The organism is Acinetobacter colistiniresistens (genome assembly GCF_024582815.1).
Classification (GTDB): Bacteria; Pseudomonadota; Gammaproteobacteria; order Pseudomonadales; family Moraxellaceae; genus Acinetobacter.
Genome location: NZ_CP102099.1, coordinates 3027219 through 3049274, shown reverse-complemented (window position 1 = coordinate 3049274; position 22056 = coordinate 3027219). Strand labels below are relative to the sequence as shown.

The window sequence follows — 22056 nt, the reverse complement described above, 5'->3', positions numbered from 1 at the left end:
AATTTGTTTGCAATGTGAGATATATCATTTTTATTCTGAATTTTATTAGAGAGTTGGTATAGCTTTTGCTTCTATATTCACAGTACATCAGTGACGTAATTTTAATTAAAACTGATGAAATTTAAGAATTTTAATTTGATGGCTGTGAGGATGTTATGAAGGAAAGCATGAAAAACGAAGTATTGGTCAATGCTGAAGCGTTTACGATTGCAACTCAAATGTATGTCCGTTTAAGACGGGTCTGTGGACGTGTAATCGATGTAATGTATCTGGTTAACAATAAAGATTATGCCAAGCATGTGCTGGATATTGCTTTAACAACTCAGGACCCAGAGTTGGAACGTTTTGTACATCGTTTAAGCCCACTGATTGATTTATATCCTGAGCCAAATCCATTGGTTGTGGAGACAAAAACCGCGACCGAGAAACAGCCTGTTGAGGTTTTAGAAACTTATTCAATGGAAGTTACTGATGAAGAAATTTATCAGGCACAGGTACATCATCACTATATTGGTGCATTAAGATAGATTGTAAGTTATTAAAAATATAAAATAAGCAAAGGATGTAGTCAAGGTGCTGACATCCTTATTTGTGTGGTTTAACTAGCAGGTGGCAGCGCAATTTTAAAAACCAAAAAGTAATCTTATCTAGAGCAATTAGAAAATAAGATCATGAAAAAATCTAAAAGATTTTTACTTAAGTGCTGAAAAGTTCAACTGCGAATGAAATCCAAAGTCTGTATAATGCGTTAACTTAACGTGTTAGGAATCTCTTATGCACTTGGCGGCATTGCATACTTTGAGTCAGATCCAGCTCAATCAACAAGGAAATCTCAAGCACTTTTTAACCATTGAAGGTCTTTCCAAAGAAACCTTAACCAAGATTCTAGATACAGCGCAAAGCTTTTTAGATGAAAATAATAATTTGATCAATCGTCCGTTGCTTGAAGGGCTAACGGTGATGAATCTGTTCTTTGAAAACTCTACTCGTACCCGTACTACTTTTGAGGCTGCAGCAAAACGTTTGTCTGCCAATGTCCTGAATATTGATATTGCACGTTCAAGTACCTCTAAAGGCGAAACTTTACGTGATACGCTCTGGAATCTGGAGGCGATGGCAGCAGATATCTTCGTGGTGCGCCATTCATCCTCTGGGGCAGCACATTTTATTGCCAAAGATGTGTGTCCAAAAGTTGCGATTATTAATGCAGGCGATGGGCGCCACGCGCATCCAACCCAAGCGATGCTGGATATGTTAACTATCCGCCGTGAAACCAAAAAACCATTTGAAGCGTTAAGTGTTGCCATCATCGGTGATATTAAGCATTCACGTGTGGCTCGTTCTAATGTCGCAGCATTGCAGACACTGGGTTGTAAAGATATTCGTGTGATTGCGCCGAATACTCTATTACCAGTGGGTTTTAATGAATATGGCGAGCATGTACGTCTGTTTAATAAAATGGATGAAGGTGTCAAAGATTGTGATGTGATTATTGCCTTGCGTATCCAAAATGAGCGTATTGACTCGCCAGCACTCTCTTCACAAGCTGAATTCTACAAAATGTATGGTTTGAACAAAGAGCGTCTGGCACTGGCTAAGCCTGATTGTATTGTGATGCATCCAGGCCCGATGAACCGTGGTGTCGAGATTGATTCGAGTGTTGCCGATGGCGATCAGTCAGTGATTTTGAAACAAGTCACCAATGGTATTGCTGTTCGTATGGCAGTACTGGCACTTGCAATGCAAGGGCAGTTACAAGAACAAGGTTTAATTGAAGCGATTGCACTGTAAGGGATAGATCACATGAGTATTGTAAAAATTGAAAATGTCCGTGTGCTCGATCCAATTCAAAACATAGATCAAGTTAAAACGGTTTATATCGAAAATGGTAAGCTGACTGATACAGTAAGCCAGTTCGATGAAAGTATTGACGGCCAAGGCAAATGGTTAATGCCAACCATGGTTGATCTGTGTGCGCGTTTACGTGAGCCTGGGCAACAACAACATGGAACTTTAAAATCTGAAGGTAAAGCAGCGCGTGCCAATGGTATTTTGCATGTCATCACCCCACCAGATTCGAAGCCAATCGTGCAGGATAATGGCGCTTTGATTCATGGTTTGATTGAAAAAGCATATTTGGATGGCGGCATTTATCTACATATTATTGGTGCACAAACCCAAGGTTTGAATGGTAAACAACCTGCCAATATGGCGGGATTGAAGAAAGGTGGTTGTACTGCGGTTTCAAATGCCAATGCTGCATTTGAAAATGATGATGTGGTGATTCGTACCCTTGAATATGCGGCAGGCTTGGGCTTGACGGTGGTGTTCTATGCTGAAGAACCACAGATTGCCAAAGATGGTTGTGCCCATGAAGGTTTTATTGCGTCTCGTCAAGGTTTACCGATGATACCTGCGATTGCTGAAACGGTCGCGATTGCAAAATACTTGATCATGATAGAAGCAACAGGGGTGAAAGCACACTTTGGACTCTTGTCTTGTGGCGCTTCAGTTGAATTGATTCGTGCAGCAAAAGCCAAAGGTTTACCTGTAACGGCAGATGTTGCCATGCATCAGTTACACTTAACTGAACATCTGACCGATGGTTTTAATTCACTTGCGCATGTGCGTCCACCATTACGTTCTGAGCAAGACAAGGACTTGTTACGTCAGGGTGTTAAAGAGGGGGTAATTGATGCGATCTGTACGCACCATGAGCCGTTAAGCAGCTCTGCAAAAATGGCACCATTTGCTGAAACACAGCCAGGTATTAGCGCTTTTGATACCTATGTCGCTTTGGGGATACAGTTGATTGAGGAAGGTGTTTTTGCGCCACTAGAGTGGGTCGAAAAAGTGACTTCAACGCCGGCTCAAGTTGCAAATATGACTGAGCGCTGGCAACAAGAAGCAGGTTGGGTTCTGGTTGATCCTGAACGAAAGTGGACTGTTTCTAAAGAAACAATCGTTTCTCAAGGCAAAAATACACCACTACTTGGACAGCAGTTGACTGGTAAAGTTGTTCATACATTTGCCTAAAATGCACTAAAACAACGGGATAAGGCGACAAGGTCTTATTCCGCTTTGTTAAATGTGAAGTAGATATTGTATTTAAATTTTACAAAACTGATAAAGATTAAAAAAATAGATTAAAGTAAAAAAATAAATTGAGATATACCTTACATAAAATTATAAAAATGAGAATTACATTATTTAAAACTTAAATAATTGGAGCTTAATAATATGTCTATGAATCCAATGGAGCTACTTAAACAAAAAGTATCGTCTATGATTGTGAATGATCAAACCTGTTTGGTTAATGAGAAAAATGATATTTTATCAAGATTTTACCCAATTTTTTTATCTATTTTTCTAGATAAGCCTGAATTAATTGATCAGCTCAAAGAGAAACTGACGCCTTCTGTTTTTGATTTGCTGGAAGGGAACGAGCGAGTAAAAAATGCATTACTGATAAGGTTGGCAGCAGGCAAAGTTGCAGTGACAGAAGTGGAGATCACATTAAATCGAGCCATTCCTAAAAGTTTGGCAGTACTCTCAAACGAAGTGGGAAATGAGGCAATCAGTATTCTGCATTATCTTCGAGAGCATAAAGAATCAATCTTTGCCTTATTACCTCATTGGTCTGATGAGGTGCTTGCGTTATTGGATGAAGTGGAGCGAAAAGAACCTTTATTAGAAACAATGCATGAACCAGTGGAACTGCCTGCTGAAAAGAAATCTTATCGGTTATTTCCTTTCCTTACTTTGATTTTTGCCAGTTTTTCTTTGCTGTTTCTGTACCATATAACGAAGTGACATATAACTGATCTAAGCGCTAAGTCGACAGGCTCACTAGTAATTCAATATAAATCTGAGCCAGCCACTAACGCTTTGTCTGTGATCGGTTTTGTAAAGTGTGATGTAAGTATTGTATTTAAATTATTTAAAAATGACTAAAAACTAAACAAATGATTAGAATGAAAAAACATCAGCTTGCTTGTACTTCGCATTATTTCTTAAGTGATCTGAATATTATAAATTTAACTGATTGGAGTGAATAACAATGTCAATAAACCCAATGGAATTGTTAAAGCAACAAGTAACATCTGTACTTGTAAGTCGCCAAGATAGTCTGGCTAATGAAAAAAGTAACCTGTTATCCAAATTTTATCCGATTTTTCTTTCAGTCTTGACTGCAAAGCCAGAGCTGATTCAGAAACTAAAGGAATCGATTTCACCATCTTTATTCGATTTGTTTGGTCATAATGATCAAGTCAAAAATGCGCTTTTATCGAATCTAACGGACGGTCAACTGTCTACTACAGAAGCAGAACAAACATTAAACCAAGCGATTCCGAAAAGTCTTGTTGCTTTGACCAATGAGGCTGGCAATGACTCTCAGAGTATCGTCAATTATTTAAAACAGCATGCCGACTCCATTCGTTCACTTTTACCTGCATGGGCATTGGGTTTACTTGCGCCATTAGGACTGGTCTCCAATGCATCTGTCCCCGTTTCAAATTTTGCCAATAATACAACTGAAACAGCAACCAAATCACGCGCTTGGCTGCCGATTGTGGCGCTGATTATTTTAGCGCTATTGGTTGCATGGTTATGGAAATCTTGTCAGCACCAACAAATGGCCGTACCTGTAAATAATCAAGATAAAGCTGCTTCACAGGTGACTGCGGCAGAGGCTGCTCCAGCAAGCTTGAGTTTAAGTACGGATGCAAATGCTAAAGTTGCGCAGTGTCAGGTGGGGGTCGGTGATCAAGGCTTCCTAAGCAATATTCAGGCTAAAGTAAAAGAGATTTTTTCGGGCAGTCAGGATTGTACTGTCGATACGGCAACCTCACATGCGGCGACATTTACAGATCAGGCTGGACTTGCTGGTGTGCTTGGCCTACTGAAAGGTGTTCCAAATGTTTCTTTGGATTGGGTAGGGGATAAAATTACTTTAAAAGGTGGCGATACGAACAAACTGAATGAGTTACTGGGCAAGATCAAAGCTTTGGTGCCAAATACAGAGGTCGTGGTTGATGCGCCTGTCAATGCAGATGATTCTGTCAGCAATAGCTTGAATGCCGCTCATGATGCATTGGCAAGTATTGATGCAAATCAGGTTGATATTAATGCTGTGATTAAGGCTCTTAATCTGCAAATTATTAATTTCTCGACAGGGTCAAATAAGATTCCGAATGAAAATAAAGTGATTTTAGACAAAGCCGCTGCCTTAATGAAAAATATCAAGGATGCTAAATTGACAGTTGCAGGTTATACCGACTCTACCGGAAACGCGGATAGCAATAAGGCATTATCTCAAAAACGTGCACAAGCTGTGGTGGACTATTTAGTTAGCCAAGGCGTTGCTGCAACTCAACTAACAGCCGTGGGACATGGTGCCGATAACCCTGTTGCAGATAATGCGACAGAGGAAGGACGTTTTAAAAATCGCCGTATTGAGTTTTCAATCACCCCATAACTGATATCCTTTAAAAATAAAAGGAGTTATTATTGCAATAACTCCTTTTATTTTAGCTATTTATTTGGTGTTGTAATTTGAATATGCAGTGATTTAAATAAAATTAAAGAAAAGACTCGAAAGTCTAGATTTAAATTGAGTAGAATACGCCCGAAAAAACAAGATTACAGGGTCTTAATATGAATAAGTTTTTTATATTCACAACATTAACAGCAGCAGTTTTATTAGCTGGTTGTGATAAGTTCAAACCCAAAGATAAAGCGGAAAATACTGATGCCGCTGCCGTTGCTGAGTGGAGCTGTACCAATCAGGATAATCTGAATAATATTCAGGCCGCATTAAAGAAAGCCTATTTAAAGCAAATTGAACGTAGTTTGCGTGCAAGTGAATATCAGGCCGATTATGATGTTCTAGATAAAATCAATAAGGGGCTAAAATTCGAAATTAAAAATGTTCGGACTTTAGATGCGACAGAAACCCAATCTGCTTCAAAAACACTGTTGAGCTGTGATAGCCAATTAATTATTTCGTTCCCGAAAGGTCTGCAAAAGCGTGCAGAAAATGCCTATCTTGAATCGCAAAAGTATCAAGGCGATGGCGAGGGCGAAGCACGTACAACGACTTATACTTTAGGTGATTACTTCTCTGACAGTGAATATCCATTGACTCTGGAGGATGATCAGTTACGTGGTGATTTTACTTATAATCTAACCAAAACTGATAAAGATGGCTTAGTTGTCGATATTCCAGATCAAAATGCCGTGATTGATGGTGTGGTGTTTATGGCAACCAAGGCTGTACAGTATGTTGCCTACCTAAAAGAAAATCGCCTGATAGAACAAGATAGTGAAAAGGCTCAACAAGAATATAATGCGCAATCTTCGGCGCAAATGGACTTGGCGCAAAAAGCGATGGATATCCGTAAGAAAGAACTGGATGCGGAAAAATCAAAACAGGTTGAGCGTTTAAATCAGACTTGGGATAAGTTCACGCCTGAACAGAAGACACAATTGCAGCAAGATCAATCAGACTGGTTTGAAAAGCGTGATGTGGATTGTAAGGTGCTGTCACAGAAAAGTGTCTATGATATTCCTGAGAAAGACCGTGAAACGTATCAGAAGCAGTCAGGTTACTGGAATGAGGCAATGCGTCAACAAGACCAAGCCATGCAATATACCAAATGCTTTACGCAGCGTACCATTGAGCGCATTGTTTATCTCAATAATGTCAATTAATTGAACAACAAGCAAAAGGACGAATTGATTCGTCCTTTTTTTATTGGCATGCTTGAGTCATCACGAAGGTAAATAGAAATTATGCGAATTACATTGATTGGTGCAGGGCGTGTGGCAACCCATTTAGCCAGAGTATTGCAGTTACAGCATCAGATCGTTCAAATCTTTAGTCGGGATTTACAGCGCGCGCAAGTGCTTGCCAATCAAGTCAATGCTCAAGCAATTAACGATGTCAGACAGCTGAACTCACAAACAGATTTGGTGATGATTGCTGTGAGTGATCAGGCCATTTCCAGTGTGATGGATTCTATTGCAGCATATTTGCCTGATAATCTGATTGTGCATACTTCGGGCAGTACGGCTTTATCAATACTTTCACAAACGCATGTGCGATCAGGCGTTTTTTATCCCTTACAGACTTTTAGTCTGGAAAGAGCGGTGAATTGGTCGGATACCCCGTTATTTGTTGAGGCAGTGCAGCAGCAAGATTTAACCTTATTAACCGATTTAGCAAACAGTTTAAGCCAATTTGTCTATCAATATAGCTCGAAACAACGACTCACTTTGCATTTGGCAGCGGTGTTTGCTTGCAATTTTAGTAATTATTGTTATGACATGGCCAAGCAAGTAGTGGATGCCGAGCAGGTGGATTTTAGCCTGTTATATCCCTTGATTCTGGAGACCGCAAACAAAGCCACAGCCAATGATCCCAAGCATATGCAGACAGGACCGGCCATGCGAGGGGATCAAAATATATTAAGTATGCATGGCCAGTTATTAACAGAATCGAATCGATCTGATCTACGGAATATATATCAATTAATGAGTGAATCCATTTTAAAACGGCATCATTAAAGAGATTTAACAATAAATATACAAAATAGACAAATCAGTCTGTTTTGTATACCATACCTAAAATTTGATTTATTTATTTTATAAAAAATGTTGGCTAATATATTTCAAGCGTTAGAGCGTCTAGGCCTTACTGCACAGAGACGTGCGATCCATATTCAGTTTTCCAATCACAATTTAAATACTCAAGTCTTTCTGCAACGTATTGATGGGCAGCATCAACTGAATGCGGGTTTTAAAGCAGAATTAATTTGCTTATCGACCAACGCTACTATTCCGCTGAAACAATTTATTGGTAGCCAAGCCGCAATTGATACGGTGACTGATCAAGGTCAGCTGACTCGTGTCACAGGCATTATCACCCAAGCCCTGCAAGGGCAATCTGATGGTAGCCTCACGGTATATAAGCTGACTTTAGAAGATCCAACCGCACTGTGGAAACAACGCCGTAACAGTCGCGTGTTTATGAACAAGAGCGTGCCTGATGTGGTGCAAATTGTCTTCAAGGAGTGGCAGCAAAAGAGTCCCTTATTTGCTTCCAGTTTGACTTTGGATTTAAGCGGACTCAGTCAAGACTACGATATCCGCCCCTTTATTATGCAGTCTTTGGAAAGCGACTACGACTTCCTGACTCGTTTGCTACGGAGCGAATCGATTTGCTGGTTAATTGATGAAGCCGAGCGAACCGTTGCGCTCAGTAGTGCTGCCATTCAACCACAAAAGCTACGTTTGATTGATGACAATAGCCAATACCAAGCGCTCGATCGTCGACAGATTCGTTACCACCGCAGCAGTGCCACTGAACAATACGACAGCATGACCAGTTTGGTGGGGCAACGCAGCTTACAACCGAGTAGCGTGCATGTACAGCGTTGGCAAGCCGATGCATTAGAACAAGAAGATGGTGCAGGCAGCGTACAAAGCACGCATAAACACAGTGCTCAATACGACAATGCCAGTTTAGGTCTGGAACAGGCATGGCACTTTTCACCGGCTTGGATGCAAGACCTGAATGGTGAAGATGGTGCAACTGCATCGGGCAATGCACAAATTGAAAAGCTGAATCAGAACTTGGGTCAATACTACGACCTGCAATCCAAACAATTTACTGCCGATACCACCGTGCGCGATACCCATGTGGGTTACTGGTTTGAATTGGCTGAGCATCCTGAAATTGATCAACACGATGGCAGCGACAAAGAATTTCTGATTACAGGCAAAAACTTCTATAACCAAAATAATTTACCCAAAGATCTACATCAACAGATCAATCAATTATTAGCACAGAGTAATTGGCAGCCAACCCAAACCAACAATCAAGAACGCCAAGCCAATCAACTGACCTTACAACGCCGCAGCATTAAAACCGTACCCGAATTTAATCCCTTGCAACACCGTCCAACTGCTTCACCGCAACGCGCCAAAGTGGTTGGGCCAAGTGGTGAAGAAATCCATGTGGATGAATGGGGACGGATTAAAGTCCGCTTCCTGTTTACCCGCAACGACGATCATAGCCATGATGGCGGTGCGGGTGCCAATGACAACGATACCGATTCAGCTTGGGTTGATGTACTCACGCCTTGGGCTGGTGAAGGCTATGGTGCACGTTTCTTACCGCGTATAGATGAAATCGTAGTGATTGATTTCTTTGATGGCAATATTGACCGTCCATTTGTGGTGGGAAGAATTCATGAAGGTCATCGTAGCCCGACCAAGTTTGACAACGCAGGCAAGCTGCCAGACACCAAGAAACTGGCAGGGATCAAATCTAAAGAGTACCAAGGTGAAGGCTTTAACCAACTGCGCTTTGATGACACCACAGGTCAGATCAGTGCCCAGTTGCAAAGTAGCCATGCGGCCAGTCAACTGAACCTTGGGAAACTCAGCCACCCTAAAGACAAAGCCGAAAGTGAAGACCGCGGTGAAGGTTTTGAACTGCGCACCGACCAGTGGGGTGCAGTCCGTGCAGGCGAGGGTTTGCTGCTTTCCACACATAAACAGGATCAAGCCCAAGGTGAGCATCTGGATGCCCAAGTTGCTAAACAGCAGCTAGAGGGCAATCAAAACAATGCCATGGCCTTAAGTGAAGTAGCCAAGAACCAACAGACTGATGAGATTGAATCACTGGAACAATTGAAAGCTTTTGCTGAAGAAATTGAGTCTGATATAGCCAAGTTTAATCAAGCGATGTTGTTGCTTAGTTCGCCAGCAGGTATTGGGCTGAGCACCAATGAAGATATTCATTTATCTGCAGATGGGCAGATCAATCAGTTTGCTGGTGACAGTATTAATCTAAGCACACAAAAAAATTTAGTAGCACATGTCAGTGGTAAAGCCAGTCTTTTTGCTGCACAAGGTGGTATCAAACAAGTTGCGGCCAAAGGCAAATTTGAGATGCTGGCTCAGGCCGAAGGGATGGACTTTCTTGCCAAGCAAGGGATTCAGATTATTTCGACCGAAGATCGGATTGAGATTATCAGTCCAAAAGAGATCGTTTTTAAAGGGGATACATCTGAACTCAAGCTGAATGGTTCGGGGATTTTTCCAACCACAGGCGGCAAGTTTGAGGTGAAAGCAGGGCAGCATTTGTTTATGGGTGGGGCGTCCGTAAATGTACCTGCAATTGATTTACCAGATTGTTCTGCGAAGCAGACACAGGCAGCTCAAAATGGTTCTGCAAAGGTAGACTTATCATGAGTTTATCGGTTTTTATAGCTGTTCAAAATGATCCTGAACAGAATCATCGTGCTCAGTTAGAACAGCAGTGTTTAAAACTTTTAACTCAATATGGACATCTTATCTTTTTATTGGATAGCACCTTAAATCCTTCAATTTTTGATGATGTGGTCAATGCCTTAGCGAAAAAGAACATTGCTTATATTCCCTTAGCAATCAAAAAGGATATGGAAACATCTAATCTTTTTTTGATACGTATTGATGATCAAAGGGTATTTGAGCAAGTAAAAGATGATGTGTTGCTAAACTTATTGCGCAATAAAGATATGACCAATGACTGTTACTTTGTACATGGCTTTGGTGCATCAAAAACAGAATCTCTTGAGGAGTTAAGAGATCAGATAAGAAATAAGTTGGTTGTGTTTGATCAGGGACGGAAAATTTTATTCCGTTGGTATGATCCACGAGTATTGATCTACTTAAATGATATTTTAGAAGAAAAAAATTTATTGAGTTTATTGGATAGCTTTGCAGCATGGCATTTTTTACATCCTACTGGCTTCTATAGCATCGAATCTCAGGAAGAACGCGCTCAAATTAAAACATTAGCTCTCCGTTCTCTGGATCAATCTCAATCGGTCGCATTAGATCTGGTTGAAATAGCAAATAGTGTATTCCAACAGCTGAATGATTTTAAAGACGTCGATGTTTCAAAATTACGCCCCGTAGAGATTCATAAAACGTTACTACAGGCATACAAAGTTTATGGACTAGAAAATAATTTAGATCTCGTCACTTATGGTTTGTATGGGCAAATTATTCATAAGGATTTTATGACTCATCCTTTGGTCACGGATATTCTTTATGAACATTGTGTGCAGGGCGAGCTCTCATTTTCAGAGGCTATGGACTATCTGAAATCTGATGCTTATTTAGTTATTCAAAAAGATTTAAATGTATAAGGTGTGATATGACAACAAATCAACAAGCAAATCTTAAAGCACCCAATGCGTCCAACTCAAAATTCAATGAGATAATTCAACAGCAAAAACAAAAGCAAGCTCAAATTCCTAAGCTCGGACAAACTCAGCCTGTTGGTGATATGCGTATACCTACAGTTGCTAAAGACGTAAATAAAAAAATAGAACAAAGTGAAATTGCCAAGTCTGCTAAGCAGTCTACTGCTGCAAATGTACAGAACAATAGTGCAGGGCAAGCACAAAAGGAATGTTCTAACTTTTGTCGTAAAATGGGTTTTAATATTTTACCTTTACGTTATACGGTGGTCAGTGGCAATGCACCTGCTTTGCCTGCAACTTTAGGAAAAAATGTAAAAGAGATCCAGTTAAACCATTTTAAATATGCCGTTGAAATGATTGATACTGGATATATATACCGTTTAGTAAAACGGGCATCTGGAGCTTTGGAGTGGGCAGGTTATTTAGTTACCCCGAAAGGACATTTATCGTATTTCCCTGTAGGTAAAGAAGCCCCAAAAAGCGTGCCTGAATTTGCTTGTAAAGGTGCTGGACACAACTTTAATTCTTCTGTCATTGCGGTAGAAAGCAATCCTAAAGATGAAGCCAAAATTGCGTATATCATTCATACGCATGTGCCTATGAGTAAGGCAAAGCTGAGTGAATATGAAAAAAATGCAGAGAAGTTCGTAACAGAAGGGAAATGGCAGAAAGTTTTAATCAGTGCTGGAAGTACACAAGAGCATTGTATTGCAGCTGGCCAGTTTAAAACTACGGTTTATAATATAAAGAGTTTTGGTGAAAACCGTATTAATGCAACGCTGAATAAATTTAAAAATGAACCAAACTCACTTGCTTGCATGGCATTGTATGATCCAGTTGGTATTACGAGAAAGTTAAATTCATTGCGTAATTCTGAATTTAAAAATGTGATGGAGTATCTGGCAAAGAAAGACGGTTTGTTCTCTAATGAACATAAATTACATAGCTCTCAATGTATTGATAGTATAAAGGTTTGTTTAGAAAATAAATTGTTAAATGAACGTAACCAATTTAATACTCAGATCACAAAAGACTTAGCTTTATATACCTTAATGGATGAGTTGCCAAAGAATTTAACGGATGCAGATGATATTACTTATGAATTAGAAAAAATATACAAGAGAAAGTCAAAAGAAGAGCAAGAACGATTATTACGTCAGGTTCAACAGAGACAACAACCGTCTAAAGGTATCTTTAATCAAGACATGGGAACTTTAAGTAAAGATCAAGGTCAGAAAATCTGGAATGAGAAATATAAAATAAATCTAGATGTGGATGCAAAATCAAAATTTGACACGACTGTAAATGAGTTAATCGAGAAAGGGCTGGCGGGGGCGCGAGCCGTTGCAAATGATCATATTAAATGGTTGTTATCTAAAGCTGTGATCAATGCGCTGCATGCATATGATGATCAAGTGCAAGTTCCTTATGGAAATATTTTCTATGTTCATGCCATGGATATGATCAATGGCATGAGTGGAGTTCCAAGTGGGCAAGCATTACTTGAAACTTGGTTAGGGGTAGAAAAAATTGCGAAAGAAAACATTTATATGCGCGCAATTTGTTATAACCAAGAAAGTTTAAAAAATAAATATAATACAGCTGCACCAAGCATTATCGATATATCTTGGGATGACGGACAAAATGCGACCAAAACTGTAATTGCTGCATTTGTTGCTGCGGATAAAGCTTGGCAAGAATGGGCAGCAGATAAAACCAATAATGGTTATATGTTACATGGGCAAAAGTTTAGCCTATTAAAAACGTTCTACTGGATGTCTGAACTGACTCAAAGTGCAGTGAAATGGAGTATGAAATATACGCCAGACTCAGAATTTGCAAAAAAACTTGGACGCTTAACGTTTTATACCTTTGCTCATAGTGGGGCATTGGTTGAGCATGTTGCAAAGAACTCGCTGTATTATCTTATTCCAGTTCAGACTTTAACGGGTCGGATTAAACTGACACCTGAAATGGTACAGAACAACTGGAAAAAGTATTCTTCAGCCGCGACCAACCCAAGTAAAGCTGCAAAACAAATTGATCGGATTATTGCAAATAGCTCACCAAGTGCAGGTTTGCGTGTATCTGGTGTGGTTGCAATATTTGAGTTAATTAACTTTGGAACACAGGTTTCTAAATTTAATAATGATCCATCGGTAGATAATGCACTGTCGTATATGTCGGGTATGATGGCGACAACTGCTGCTATTTTGGAAGTGGGTAGCAGTTCGATGGAGAAGTTTTCTTTTGCAGAGCGTGCCGCTTATATTGCTAAGTGTGGTGCATCTTTTGCGATTGCAGGAGCAATCGTTTCATTTATTATTGATGTGAAAGGTAGTGTAAAAGCAAAAAATGAAGGAAATCCATATGCTATAGTTCTAAGTGGTTTAAAGGTATTCAATTCATTATTTACTTTTGGTGTGGGTTTCAATGCACTTTTAAACCTACCGTTAATGAGAAATAGTTCGCTTTATTATTCTATTGACCGTTATATGCTAGGGCGAGCATTTTTAAGTATAAGTGCTATAAGAGTTGGTGCTATTTTGAGTGTTGCAGGTATTGCTTTAGTGGTGCTCGAAATTTATTTAAAAAATTATGTTTTGGACAATGCAATGCAAGACTGGTGTCAGAAGTGTGCTTTTCGATTAAAAACAAGTGCTGAAAGTCCGTTTAAAGATATTAAAGAAGAAGAAAAAGAGTTTAACAGTGCGGTGGTGAGTGTCTAAATGAAAGATTTAAAGTTAAATTTAAAACTGGTAGAAGGCCCGATCCATTCTTTAGAAAAAGCCAAGTCCAAAATACCCGTAAATCAAAATGTAGGTGGAATTGCCGCTGGAACTGCTTTTGCAGGTGTACTGGCTGAAAGTAGTTCGTTACTTACCAGTGCCCCTATTTTGGTGTTGGCAGGTAAAGCTAAAGATGGCATCACGTTTACAGGGGAAATAGAAGGACATTCTTTACTAGGTCAATTTACGACGGCTCGTTTTAAAGAAAATGATGAACTGATCGCTGTAATTAATGACAAGCCTGTAGATGGACGACATCAAGTTTATGCAATTATTGATCCTAAATCTGGCTTATTGTATATGATCTATGAAATGGGTCGTTCAATAAAAATGGGTTATAAAGCCATTATCAAGCAGATATTCTATTTTTCTTTAATTTCATGGGTTTTTATTTCTTTTATATTTTTACTTTTCTTTATATTTGATTTTTCTTACAGTTTAGAAACTTTCTTTAAGTTAATTTCTTTCATTTTAATTATGTTAGTTATATCAATTGTTTTTTCTACTTTTGTTAATTATTTTGCGTTTCGTAAATCCTATGAAAATTTTGGAACATTATCAGAGCAAATATTTGAAAAAATTGGTTTTGAATGTCCAGAGGAACAGGATTTTTATAATGAATTTTTAACGGATGAAGGTGTTCAGATTAGTGTAATGAAATATCGTAATAAGTTAAAAGGTCAAGACCCTTATCCAGAAGATTATTTTGATAAGCAAAAAGTTAGTGAATGATGACCGGTCTACAATTAAATCTAAAACTGGTAGATGGCCCAATCCATTCTCTAGAAAAAGCCAAGTCTAAAATTCCTATAAATCAGAATGTGGGTGGAATTGCAGCAGGCACTGCTTTTGCTGGTGTGCTGGCTGAAAGTAGTTCATTACTTACCAGTGCTCCTATTTTGGTGATGGCAGGTAAAGCTAAAGATGGCATCACGTTTATTGGGGAAATAGAAGGACATTCTTTACTGGGGCAATTTACAACGGCTCGTTTTAAAGAAAATGATCAACTGATTGCTGTAATTAATGATAAGCCTGTAGATGGGCGTTATCAGGTCTATGCCATTCTTGATCCTAAATCAGGCTTATTGTATATGATCTATGAAATGGGTCGTTCAGTAAAAAAAGGCTATAAAGCGATTATTATGCAAACCTATTATTTTACGCTTATTTGCTGGGGAGGAATGACAATAGTACTTTTACTTTTTTATATCTTTGATTTTAACTATTCATGGGATTTATTTTTAAAATTGATGCTTTGGGATTTTTTGGGTTGTTTCTTGTGATTGCAGTTATGGGATTTGTTAATTACTTTGGCTATAGAAAATCCTATGAGAATTTTGGAACATTGTCAGAGCAGATATTTGAAAAACTAGATTTTGATGATCCTAAAGAGCAGGATTTTTACAATGATTATTTAATTAATGATGGAATCAACATTAGTGTTATGGGTTATAGAAAAAATTTAAAGGCCAAGATCCTTATCCAGAAGATTATTTTGATAAGAAAAAAGTTAATGAATGATGACTGGCCTACAATTAAACCTAAAACTGGTAGAAGGCCCAATCCATTCTTTAGAAAAAGCCAAATCCAAAATACCCGTAAATCAAAATGTGGGAGGAATCGCAACTGGCACCGCTTTTGCCGGTGTACTGGCTGAAAGTAGTTCATTACTTACCAGTGCTCCTATTTTGGTGATGGCAGGTAAAGCTAAAGATGGCATCACGTTTACAGGGGAAATAGAAGGACATTATTTATTGGGGCAATTTACGACCGCTCGTTTTAAAGAAAATGATGAGCTGATCGCTGTAATTAATGATAAGCCTGTAGATGGACGTTATCAGGTCTATGCCATTATTGATCCTAAATCTGGTTTGCTTTATATGATGTATGAGATGGGACGATCATTAAAAATCTATATGTAAGTACTATAAAGTCAGTTCTTTTTCTTTTCTTTTCTGTACTTTTTCTCTTTTAAATTTCTTAGATGGTGGTGGTGGAGATTATATTAAATATGGCGGAATAATATTTTTAAGCTGCTTTATTTTTTCTACTGTATTTATGCTAGGTTATATTACAATTGGAAATTCTGTAATCTCATTATCAAAAATATCAGAAAGAATTTTTAATAAATTAGGCTTTGAAAACCCTAAAAGTCAGGATTTTTCCAAAAAAGTTTACTTGATATGGATGGTATACATGTTAGTGTCATGGAATACAGAAAAAATTTAAAAGGAAAAGATCCTTACCCAGAGGATTATTTTGATAAGAAATGAAAAAGATAGAAGGTCGCATTCAAAGATTAGAGATTTATGATGACTCTTTAAGTGCATTTGGAAAGTCTGGTGATACTCAAATTGCAGCGTCAGCAATTCTAAGCGGTGTAGCAGAAAGTGTTTCATTGTCTGCACAAACTGTATTTCTCGCTTCACGTAGTCGTTTGCATGTTAAGTCCGTTGTTTTGGAAATAGGCGGTAATGTTTATGTGGGTCAATTTCATCGTGCTCTATTCGAACAGGAAGAGTATGTTATTTGCATTGTAAGACGGCTAGAAAACAACTTATACGAGCTTTATTCAGTATTGAGCCCTAAAACAGGCTTGCTTCATATGCAGGTTGGCATGGGAGCATCTATCAAAAAACATAATATATCAGCAAGAAAAGGCGGGTTATGGATGTATTTTATTTCTGTGATAGGCCTTCTTTTAATTCTTTTATTTGGGAGGGATTTTTCTTTTGATGATTTTTTGAGTTGGTTGATAGTCTCTATTTTATTTTATTTTATTTTTATTATTAAAAATGCTTCAAATTCATTAAAACATTTTTCAGAAAAGTCAGAACAGATTTTTGCTTTGTATGGATTTAAAGACCCTCAAGAGGTTTTCTTATTGCCAGGTCGCTATCTAAGTGAAAAAGATCACTTGTTACTTGAGTCTGTATATGAATACCGTAAGGTCATTGAACAAGATCCATACCCAGAAAGCTATATAGAGCAAAAAGAACGGAATGTATGATTTACTAAAAATCGAAGGTCGCATTCAAAGATTAGAGATTTATGATGACTCTTTAAGTGCATTTGGAAAGTCTGGTGATGCCCAAATTGCATCTTCAGCGATTTTGAGTGGTGTAGCAGAAAGTGTTTCATTGTCTGCACAGACGGTATTTCTCGCTTCGCATAGTCGTTTACATGTCAAATCAGTTGTTATGGAAATAGGTGGTAAAGTTTGTGTAGGTCAATTTCATCGTGCGCTAATAGTTGAAAATGAATATATTATTTGTGTGGCTAGGCAATTAGAAAAAAACCTCTATGAGCTTTATTCTATATTGAGTCCTAAAACAGGCTTACTTCATATGCAGGTAGGGATGGGAACTTCAATAAAAAGTCATGAAAGATCATCTATGAAAGGAGCTAATATTTTATATGCTCTTACTGTAGTGATGATGATAGGATTATTTATATATAGATGATTATTCTAAAGATAACTTTATAATTTTTGGTGGAGTTATTATTTTATTTTGTAGTTATTTTTATCATGAAAGGGACTGTTAAATCACTTAAGCATTTTTCAGAAAAGTCAGAGGAAATATTTAAGATCTATGGCTTTGATCATCCAGAAGAAATTTTTTTATTGTCTGGACGTCACTATAGTGATGATTATAAAATTCTTTTAGAGTCTGTATATGAATATAGAAAAGTTATTCAAAAGACCCATACCCAGAAAGTTATATAGATCAAAAAGAACGTAATGCATAACTAGCTAGAAATTAAAAGGTTATATAAGGTAAATCATTTGAAACTAAACTTAAAGCTTGTTCAAGGTCCAATCCACTCTCTAGAAAAAGCCAAGTCTAAAATTCCTGTAAATCAGAATGTGGGTGGGATTGCAGCAGGCACCGCTTTTGCAGGTGTACTTGCTGGAAGTAGTTCATTGCTTACAAGCTCGCCTATTTTATTAATGGCTGGAAAAGCAAAAGATGGAATAACTTTTATTGGTGAAATAGAAGAGTGTCCTTTACTAGGACAATTTACCACTGTACGTTTTGACGAAAATGATGAATTGATTGCTGTAATTAATGAAAAGCCTGTAAAGGGACGACATCAAGTTTATGCAGTTGTCGATCCTAAATCAGGTTTGCTTTATATGATCTATGAAATGGGTCGTTCAAAAAAAATGGGTTATAAAGCGATTATGATGCAGACCTATTATTTGGGTATTGCATCGTTTGGCTTGCTCCTAATTGTACTGATATTCAGTTTTATTTCTTCTTCTGATTATTCTGTTGAGGGAATATTATTTTTCTTTCAGACGGTGCTTATTGCATTTTTATTTCAGTTTCATTTTCTGCATTCATAAATTATTTTAGTTTTCGGAAATCTTATGAAATTTTTGGTGAATTATCCGAACAAATATTTGAAAAATTAAATTTTGATGATCCTAAAGAGCAAGATTTTTATAATGAGTTTTTAACAGATGACGGTGTTCAGATTAGTGTAATGAAATATCGTAATAAGTTAAAAGGTCAAGACCCTTATCCAGAAGATTATTTTGATAAGAAAGCATAGAACTTAAACATTTGGAAATAAAAACCACTAAACAATTAGTGGCTTCCTTCGAAAAATAAATCAGCTTATTTAATTTTCTTAAAGATAAAGTCATTAATCTTATGACCCGATTCCAGACCACGACGCTCGAATTTAGTCACTGGACGCCATTCTGGGCGAGGGTAGCTATTGCCTTTACCTGCCAAGTTTTCCATATCAGGACGATTGTCTAGGATATCAAGCATCCACTCCGCATACGGTTCCCAATCTGTCGCTGCGTGGAAGGTACCACCCAGCTCAAGCTTCTGTTCAACCAGTTGCATACGCTCATGAATCACAAAACGGCGTTTAAAGTGACGCTTCTTCTGCCATGGATCAGGGAAGTAAAGCTGTACACAGTTAATGCTGTTATCTGGCATTTCACGTAAGACCTGAATGGCATCGGCATCTAGTACAAATAGGTTCTTCAAGCCAGCCATACCCGCTTCATAGACGCACTGTGCAATACCAGGCATATGTACTTCGATTCCGACAAAGTTACGTTCAGGATTGGCTTTTGCCATTAATACCAAAGAGCGACCCATACCAAAACCGATTTCAACGGTTAATGGGCGTTCAGGATGTTCAAAGTGTTGACGTAAATCACCAACAGGGTATTCCAAAATTAAATCACGATAATCTTCTAAAGCAGTACGTTGTGAAGTATTGAGCGGAGCTGAACGACGCATAAACGTCACAATTTCACGGTGCTCAGGCAAATTGTCGAGTTCCGTAATTTGCGTTTCTAACTGATCGTTTGACATGATTCTGGAGATATAAATATAGAAATGCCGTATTTTAAGTGTTCAGGTGGTCAAGTCAAACTTTAAGTGATTTTATTTAGCCAGTCATTTCTGAAATTGATTAAAATTTGTCAAAAAATCTTCATGTAGCTGTCACAGAAATTGCATAGCCTAATTACAATTTTAACACTAAGTAAAAAATGATGAACAATTTTAAATACCATTCGATCGCCATTTGTTTAGGGCTGTTAGGTGCATCTTCAATCTTTTCCGCTGCAAATGCACAATTGATGTTTAGCCAATATGTCGATGGCAGCAGCAATAAAAAAGGACTGGAAATTTATAACCCCGATGCGACAGCAGTAAACTTGGCCGATTATGAAATCCAGCAGTTCAATAATGGCGGTACAGTTAAAACCGTAGCTTTCCCACTACAGGGAACTTTGGCCAGTAAACAAAAATTCTTGATTGGTCGTTCTGAATTACAGACGCAATTGGGAGGTAAGGTGAATCAGGTGGCGGGTCTGTCCTTTAATGGTGACGATGCCATTGTCTTGCTCTATCGTGGTACGCCTGTAGATCGTTTTGGTCGCATTGGTGAACGTCCAACAAATGGTTGGGGCACCACAGTGCTAAGTATGGGCAATAGCTTTAAGCGCATTCAAACTGACAATCCTGTCGTCAGTGTTGATCCAACTAGCCCATTTGATTTAGATCAATCTTGGCAGGCATGGACAGATCGGAATGACTTTTCGAATTTAACGGGCTCAACCACCACACCACCGATTACAGATGCAGTCAGTTGTAATAGCAGTGACACGCCGATTGCCAGCCTAGCGCAATCGACACAGAATCAAAACTATACCATTCGTGGTGTGATCACGGCAGACTATCGCTATAGTAATGGTTTCTCTGGTTTTTATGTACAAACCCCTGACAGTAAAGCCACCGCAAATGTCAGTAATGCCATCTTTGTCTATATTCCTGCCAGCAGTGCAGTAAAAGGCGGGCAGGTTGGCGATGAAGTAATTCTGCGTGGTCGTTTAACCAGTTATCAGAACCAACTGCAAATTGATCAGTTACAGCAAGATGTTCAAAGCTGTAACCAGAATATGGCATCGCTGATTCAACCACTGGATTTGAATTTACCTTTTAGCAGTTTAACCGATGCATCTGGGAACTCTCCAAAACGTTATCAGGGCATGCTGGTAAAATTACCGCAAACGCTGACGGTGAGCGAAAACTATAACTTTGGCCGTTATGGTGAATTGTCACTGAGTTTAGGTCGCTTATTTATTCCAACCAATCTTTATCCAGCATTGTCCAATGAAGCGAAAGCATTGGCACAGCAAAATCTGCTTTCCAAGATTATTTTTGATGATGGCTATAGCAATCAAAACCGTGCACCGTGGTTGCCACAGAACTTTAGCGCCCTTAATACCTTGCGCTCTGGCTACCAGTTAAAGAATGCACAAGGGATTTTGGAATATCGTTTTAATGCTTGGCGTGTACAACCGATTGCAGGGGCAAACTTGCCAGAAATCGTGACCACCACCAATCCACGCACAACGATTGCAGCGAAACAGAGTAAGCATATTCGTGCTGCAGCATTTAACGTGCTGAACTATGACAACGGTAAAAATGGCTTCCCAACAGAACGTGGTGCCAACAGTCAGGCTGAATTTGATAAACAGCATGCCAAAATCGTGAATGCGTTAAAATCGATTGATGCGGACGTTTATGGCCTAATGGAAATTGCCAACAATGGTTATGGGAGTGATAGTGCGGTTGCCAATCTGACTAAAGCCTTAGGACCAGACTGGAAATATGTGATTCCAGAAGGCCTGAATCAGCTGGGTACTGATGTGATTGCGGTTGCGATTATTTATAACAGCAAGCGGGTTCAGCCTGTCAATAAGGCCGCAGTATTGGACTTGGGAGATAAAAACCGTTCGACGCTTGCCCAATCATTTAAACCAGTACAAGGTGGTCAGATCTTCACGGTCATTCCAAACCATCTTAAATCTAAAGGCTGTAAGGGCGTAGATGCCAACTCTCTCGATGCCGATCAAAGAGATGGTCAAGGCTGTTGGAACCCAACCCGTGTTAAAGCGGTTGAACAACTCACCCAGTGGATTGCCAAGAATCCGACTCAAGTGAAAAATCCGAATATCTTGCTCTTGGGTGATATGAACAGTTATGCCAAAGAAGATCCGATTCTGACCTTTGAGAAAGCCAACTATAAAGTCTTGTTGAATGACAGCAAAGTAGGTGAAGGCAGCAAGGCCTATAGCTATGTCTTTGGTGTATCGAGTGATGCCGATGGTTATGGTGGGGCAGGAAACCTTGATCATGCCATTGCCGATGCCAATCTGTATAAGCGTGTGATTAAAACATTTGCTTGGCATATCAATGCTGATGAGCCAACGGTATTGGACTATAACGAGGAATATAAAACCGATGAGCAAAAAGCACTGTTCTTTGCTGCTGATGCTTATCGTTCTTCAGATCACGATCCTGTAATTGTGGATCTGGACATGAAAAGCTCGGATTCGCAACTAGAACCAAACAATCCGAAGAATATTATCGTTGAATTTTTAAACTCATTATTTGAATGGTTAGGCAAGATTTTTGGTCGGGCGTAACACGATTTCCGTGACCTTGTTTAATTTGTTTTTTCATAAA

Annotated in this window: 14 protein-coding genes and 5 pseudogenes; 18 read left to right on the top strand and 1 reads right to left on the bottom strand. The window is 38.8% G+C overall.

Annotated elements, in window-relative coordinates; all coding sequences use genetic code 11:
- Positions 1-155 precede the first annotated feature (155 nt).
- The 17 genes and pseudogenes from NQU59_RS14665 to NQU59_RS14590 all read left to right on the top strand — a co-directional run bounded on the left by NQU59_RS14665 (position 156) and on the right by NQU59_RS14590 (position 18610).
- Positions 156-527, top strand: a complete 372-nt coding sequence (locus NQU59_RS14665) for a hypothetical protein (RefSeq protein ID WP_005242044.1) — start codon at positions 156-158, stop codon at positions 525-527.
- A gap of 247 nt (positions 528-774) precedes the next feature.
- The gene (locus NQU59_RS14660; RefSeq protein ID WP_005242041.1) at positions 775-1791 is read left to right on the top strand and encodes an aspartate carbamoyltransferase catalytic subunit; all 1017 of its coding nucleotides are present in this window, start codon (positions 775-777) and stop codon (positions 1789-1791) included.
- 12 nt (positions 1792-1803) lie between these two features.
- Positions 1804-3036: a dihydroorotase gene (locus NQU59_RS14655; protein ID WP_005242040.1), complete on the top strand. Its 1233-nt coding sequence runs from the start codon at positions 1804-1806 to the stop codon at positions 3034-3036.
- A 204-nt stretch (positions 3037-3240) separates the two neighbouring features.
- On the top strand, positions 3241-3813 hold the full coding sequence (locus tag NQU59_RS14650; RefSeq protein WP_043971890.1) for a hypothetical protein: 573 nt from the start codon (positions 3241-3243) through the stop codon (positions 3811-3813).
- Between the two features lie 247 nt (positions 3814-4060).
- Positions 4061-5479 (top strand): OmpA family protein, encoded by a 1419-nt coding sequence (locus tag NQU59_RS14645; RefSeq protein ID WP_257063920.1) that lies wholly within the window; start codon positions 4061-4063, stop codon positions 5477-5479.
- A 179-nt stretch (positions 5480-5658) separates the two neighbouring features.
- Positions 5659-6714, top strand: a complete 1056-nt coding sequence (locus NQU59_RS14640; RefSeq protein WP_043971885.1) for a hypothetical protein — start codon at positions 5659-5661, stop codon at positions 6712-6714.
- A gap of 81 nt (positions 6715-6795) precedes the next feature.
- Positions 6796-7569 carry a Rossmann-like and DUF2520 domain-containing protein gene (locus NQU59_RS14635; protein ID WP_005242035.1) on the top strand — a complete coding sequence of 258 codons (774 nt, stop codon included), beginning with the start codon at positions 6796-6798 and terminating at the stop codon, positions 7567-7569.
- Positions 7570-7656: 87 nt separating this feature from the next.
- Positions 7657-10263, top strand: a complete 2607-nt coding sequence (locus NQU59_RS14630; RefSeq protein ID WP_257063918.1) for a type VI secretion system Vgr family protein — start codon at positions 7657-7659, stop codon at positions 10261-10263.
- The gene (locus tag NQU59_RS14625) at positions 10260-11204 is read left to right on the top strand and encodes a DUF4123 domain-containing protein (RefSeq protein WP_257063917.1); all 945 of its coding nucleotides are present in this window, start codon (positions 10260-10262) and stop codon (positions 11202-11204) included. The genes NQU59_RS14630 and NQU59_RS14625 overlap by 4 nt, the downstream gene beginning before the upstream one ends.
- Before the next feature lie 8 nt (positions 11205-11212).
- Complete coding sequence (locus NQU59_RS14620; protein ID WP_257063916.1) at positions 11213-13990, top strand: T6SS effector BTH_I2691 family protein; 2778 nt, start codon at positions 11213-11215, stop codon at positions 13988-13990.
- Positions 13991-14782, top strand: a complete 792-nt coding sequence (locus NQU59_RS14615; protein WP_257063915.1) for a putative type VI secretion system effector — start codon at positions 13991-13993, stop codon at positions 14780-14782.
- Positions 14782-15571: pseudogene (locus NQU59_RS14610) on the top strand (putative type VI secretion system effector). Before NQU59_RS14615 ends, NQU59_RS14610 begins: the two are co-directional and overlap by 1 nt.
- A pseudogene (locus tag NQU59_RS14605) lies at positions 15571-15960 on the top strand (putative type VI secretion system effector); the annotation flags it as partial. The pseudogenes NQU59_RS14610 and NQU59_RS14605, both read left to right, overlap by 1 nt.
- Positions 15961-16159: 199 nt before the next feature.
- A pseudogene (locus tag NQU59_RS18895) lies at positions 16160-16323 on the top strand (putative type VI secretion system effector); the annotation flags it as partial.
- A complete protein-coding gene (locus NQU59_RS14600) occupies positions 16320-17060 on the top strand; it encodes a putative type VI secretion system effector (RefSeq protein ID WP_257063913.1) in 741 nt (246 codons plus the stop codon). The pseudogene NQU59_RS18895 and the gene NQU59_RS14600, both read left to right, overlap by 4 nt.
- Positions 17053-17800: pseudogene (locus tag NQU59_RS18880) on the top strand (putative type VI secretion system effector). Before NQU59_RS14600 ends, NQU59_RS18880 begins: the two are co-directional and overlap by 8 nt.
- 37 nt (positions 17801-17837) lie before the next feature.
- A pseudogene (locus tag NQU59_RS14590) lies at positions 17838-18610 on the top strand (putative type VI secretion system effector).
- Between the two features lie 65 nt (positions 18611-18675).
- On the opposite strand, the gene trmB reads toward NQU59_RS14590, so the two are convergent.
- Positions 18676-19392, bottom strand: a complete 717-nt coding sequence (gene trmB, locus NQU59_RS14585; RefSeq protein WP_257063912.1) for a tRNA (guanosine(46)-N7)-methyltransferase TrmB — start codon at positions 19390-19392, stop codon at positions 18676-18678.
- A 182-nt stretch (positions 19393-19574) separates the two neighbouring features.
- Between trmB and NQU59_RS14580 the strand changes: the two genes are divergently transcribed.
- Positions 19575-22016, top strand: a complete 2442-nt coding sequence (locus NQU59_RS14580; RefSeq protein WP_257063911.1) for an ExeM/NucH family extracellular endonuclease — start codon at positions 19575-19577, stop codon at positions 22014-22016.
- The last annotated feature ends 40 nt before the right edge of the window (positions 22017-22056 follow it).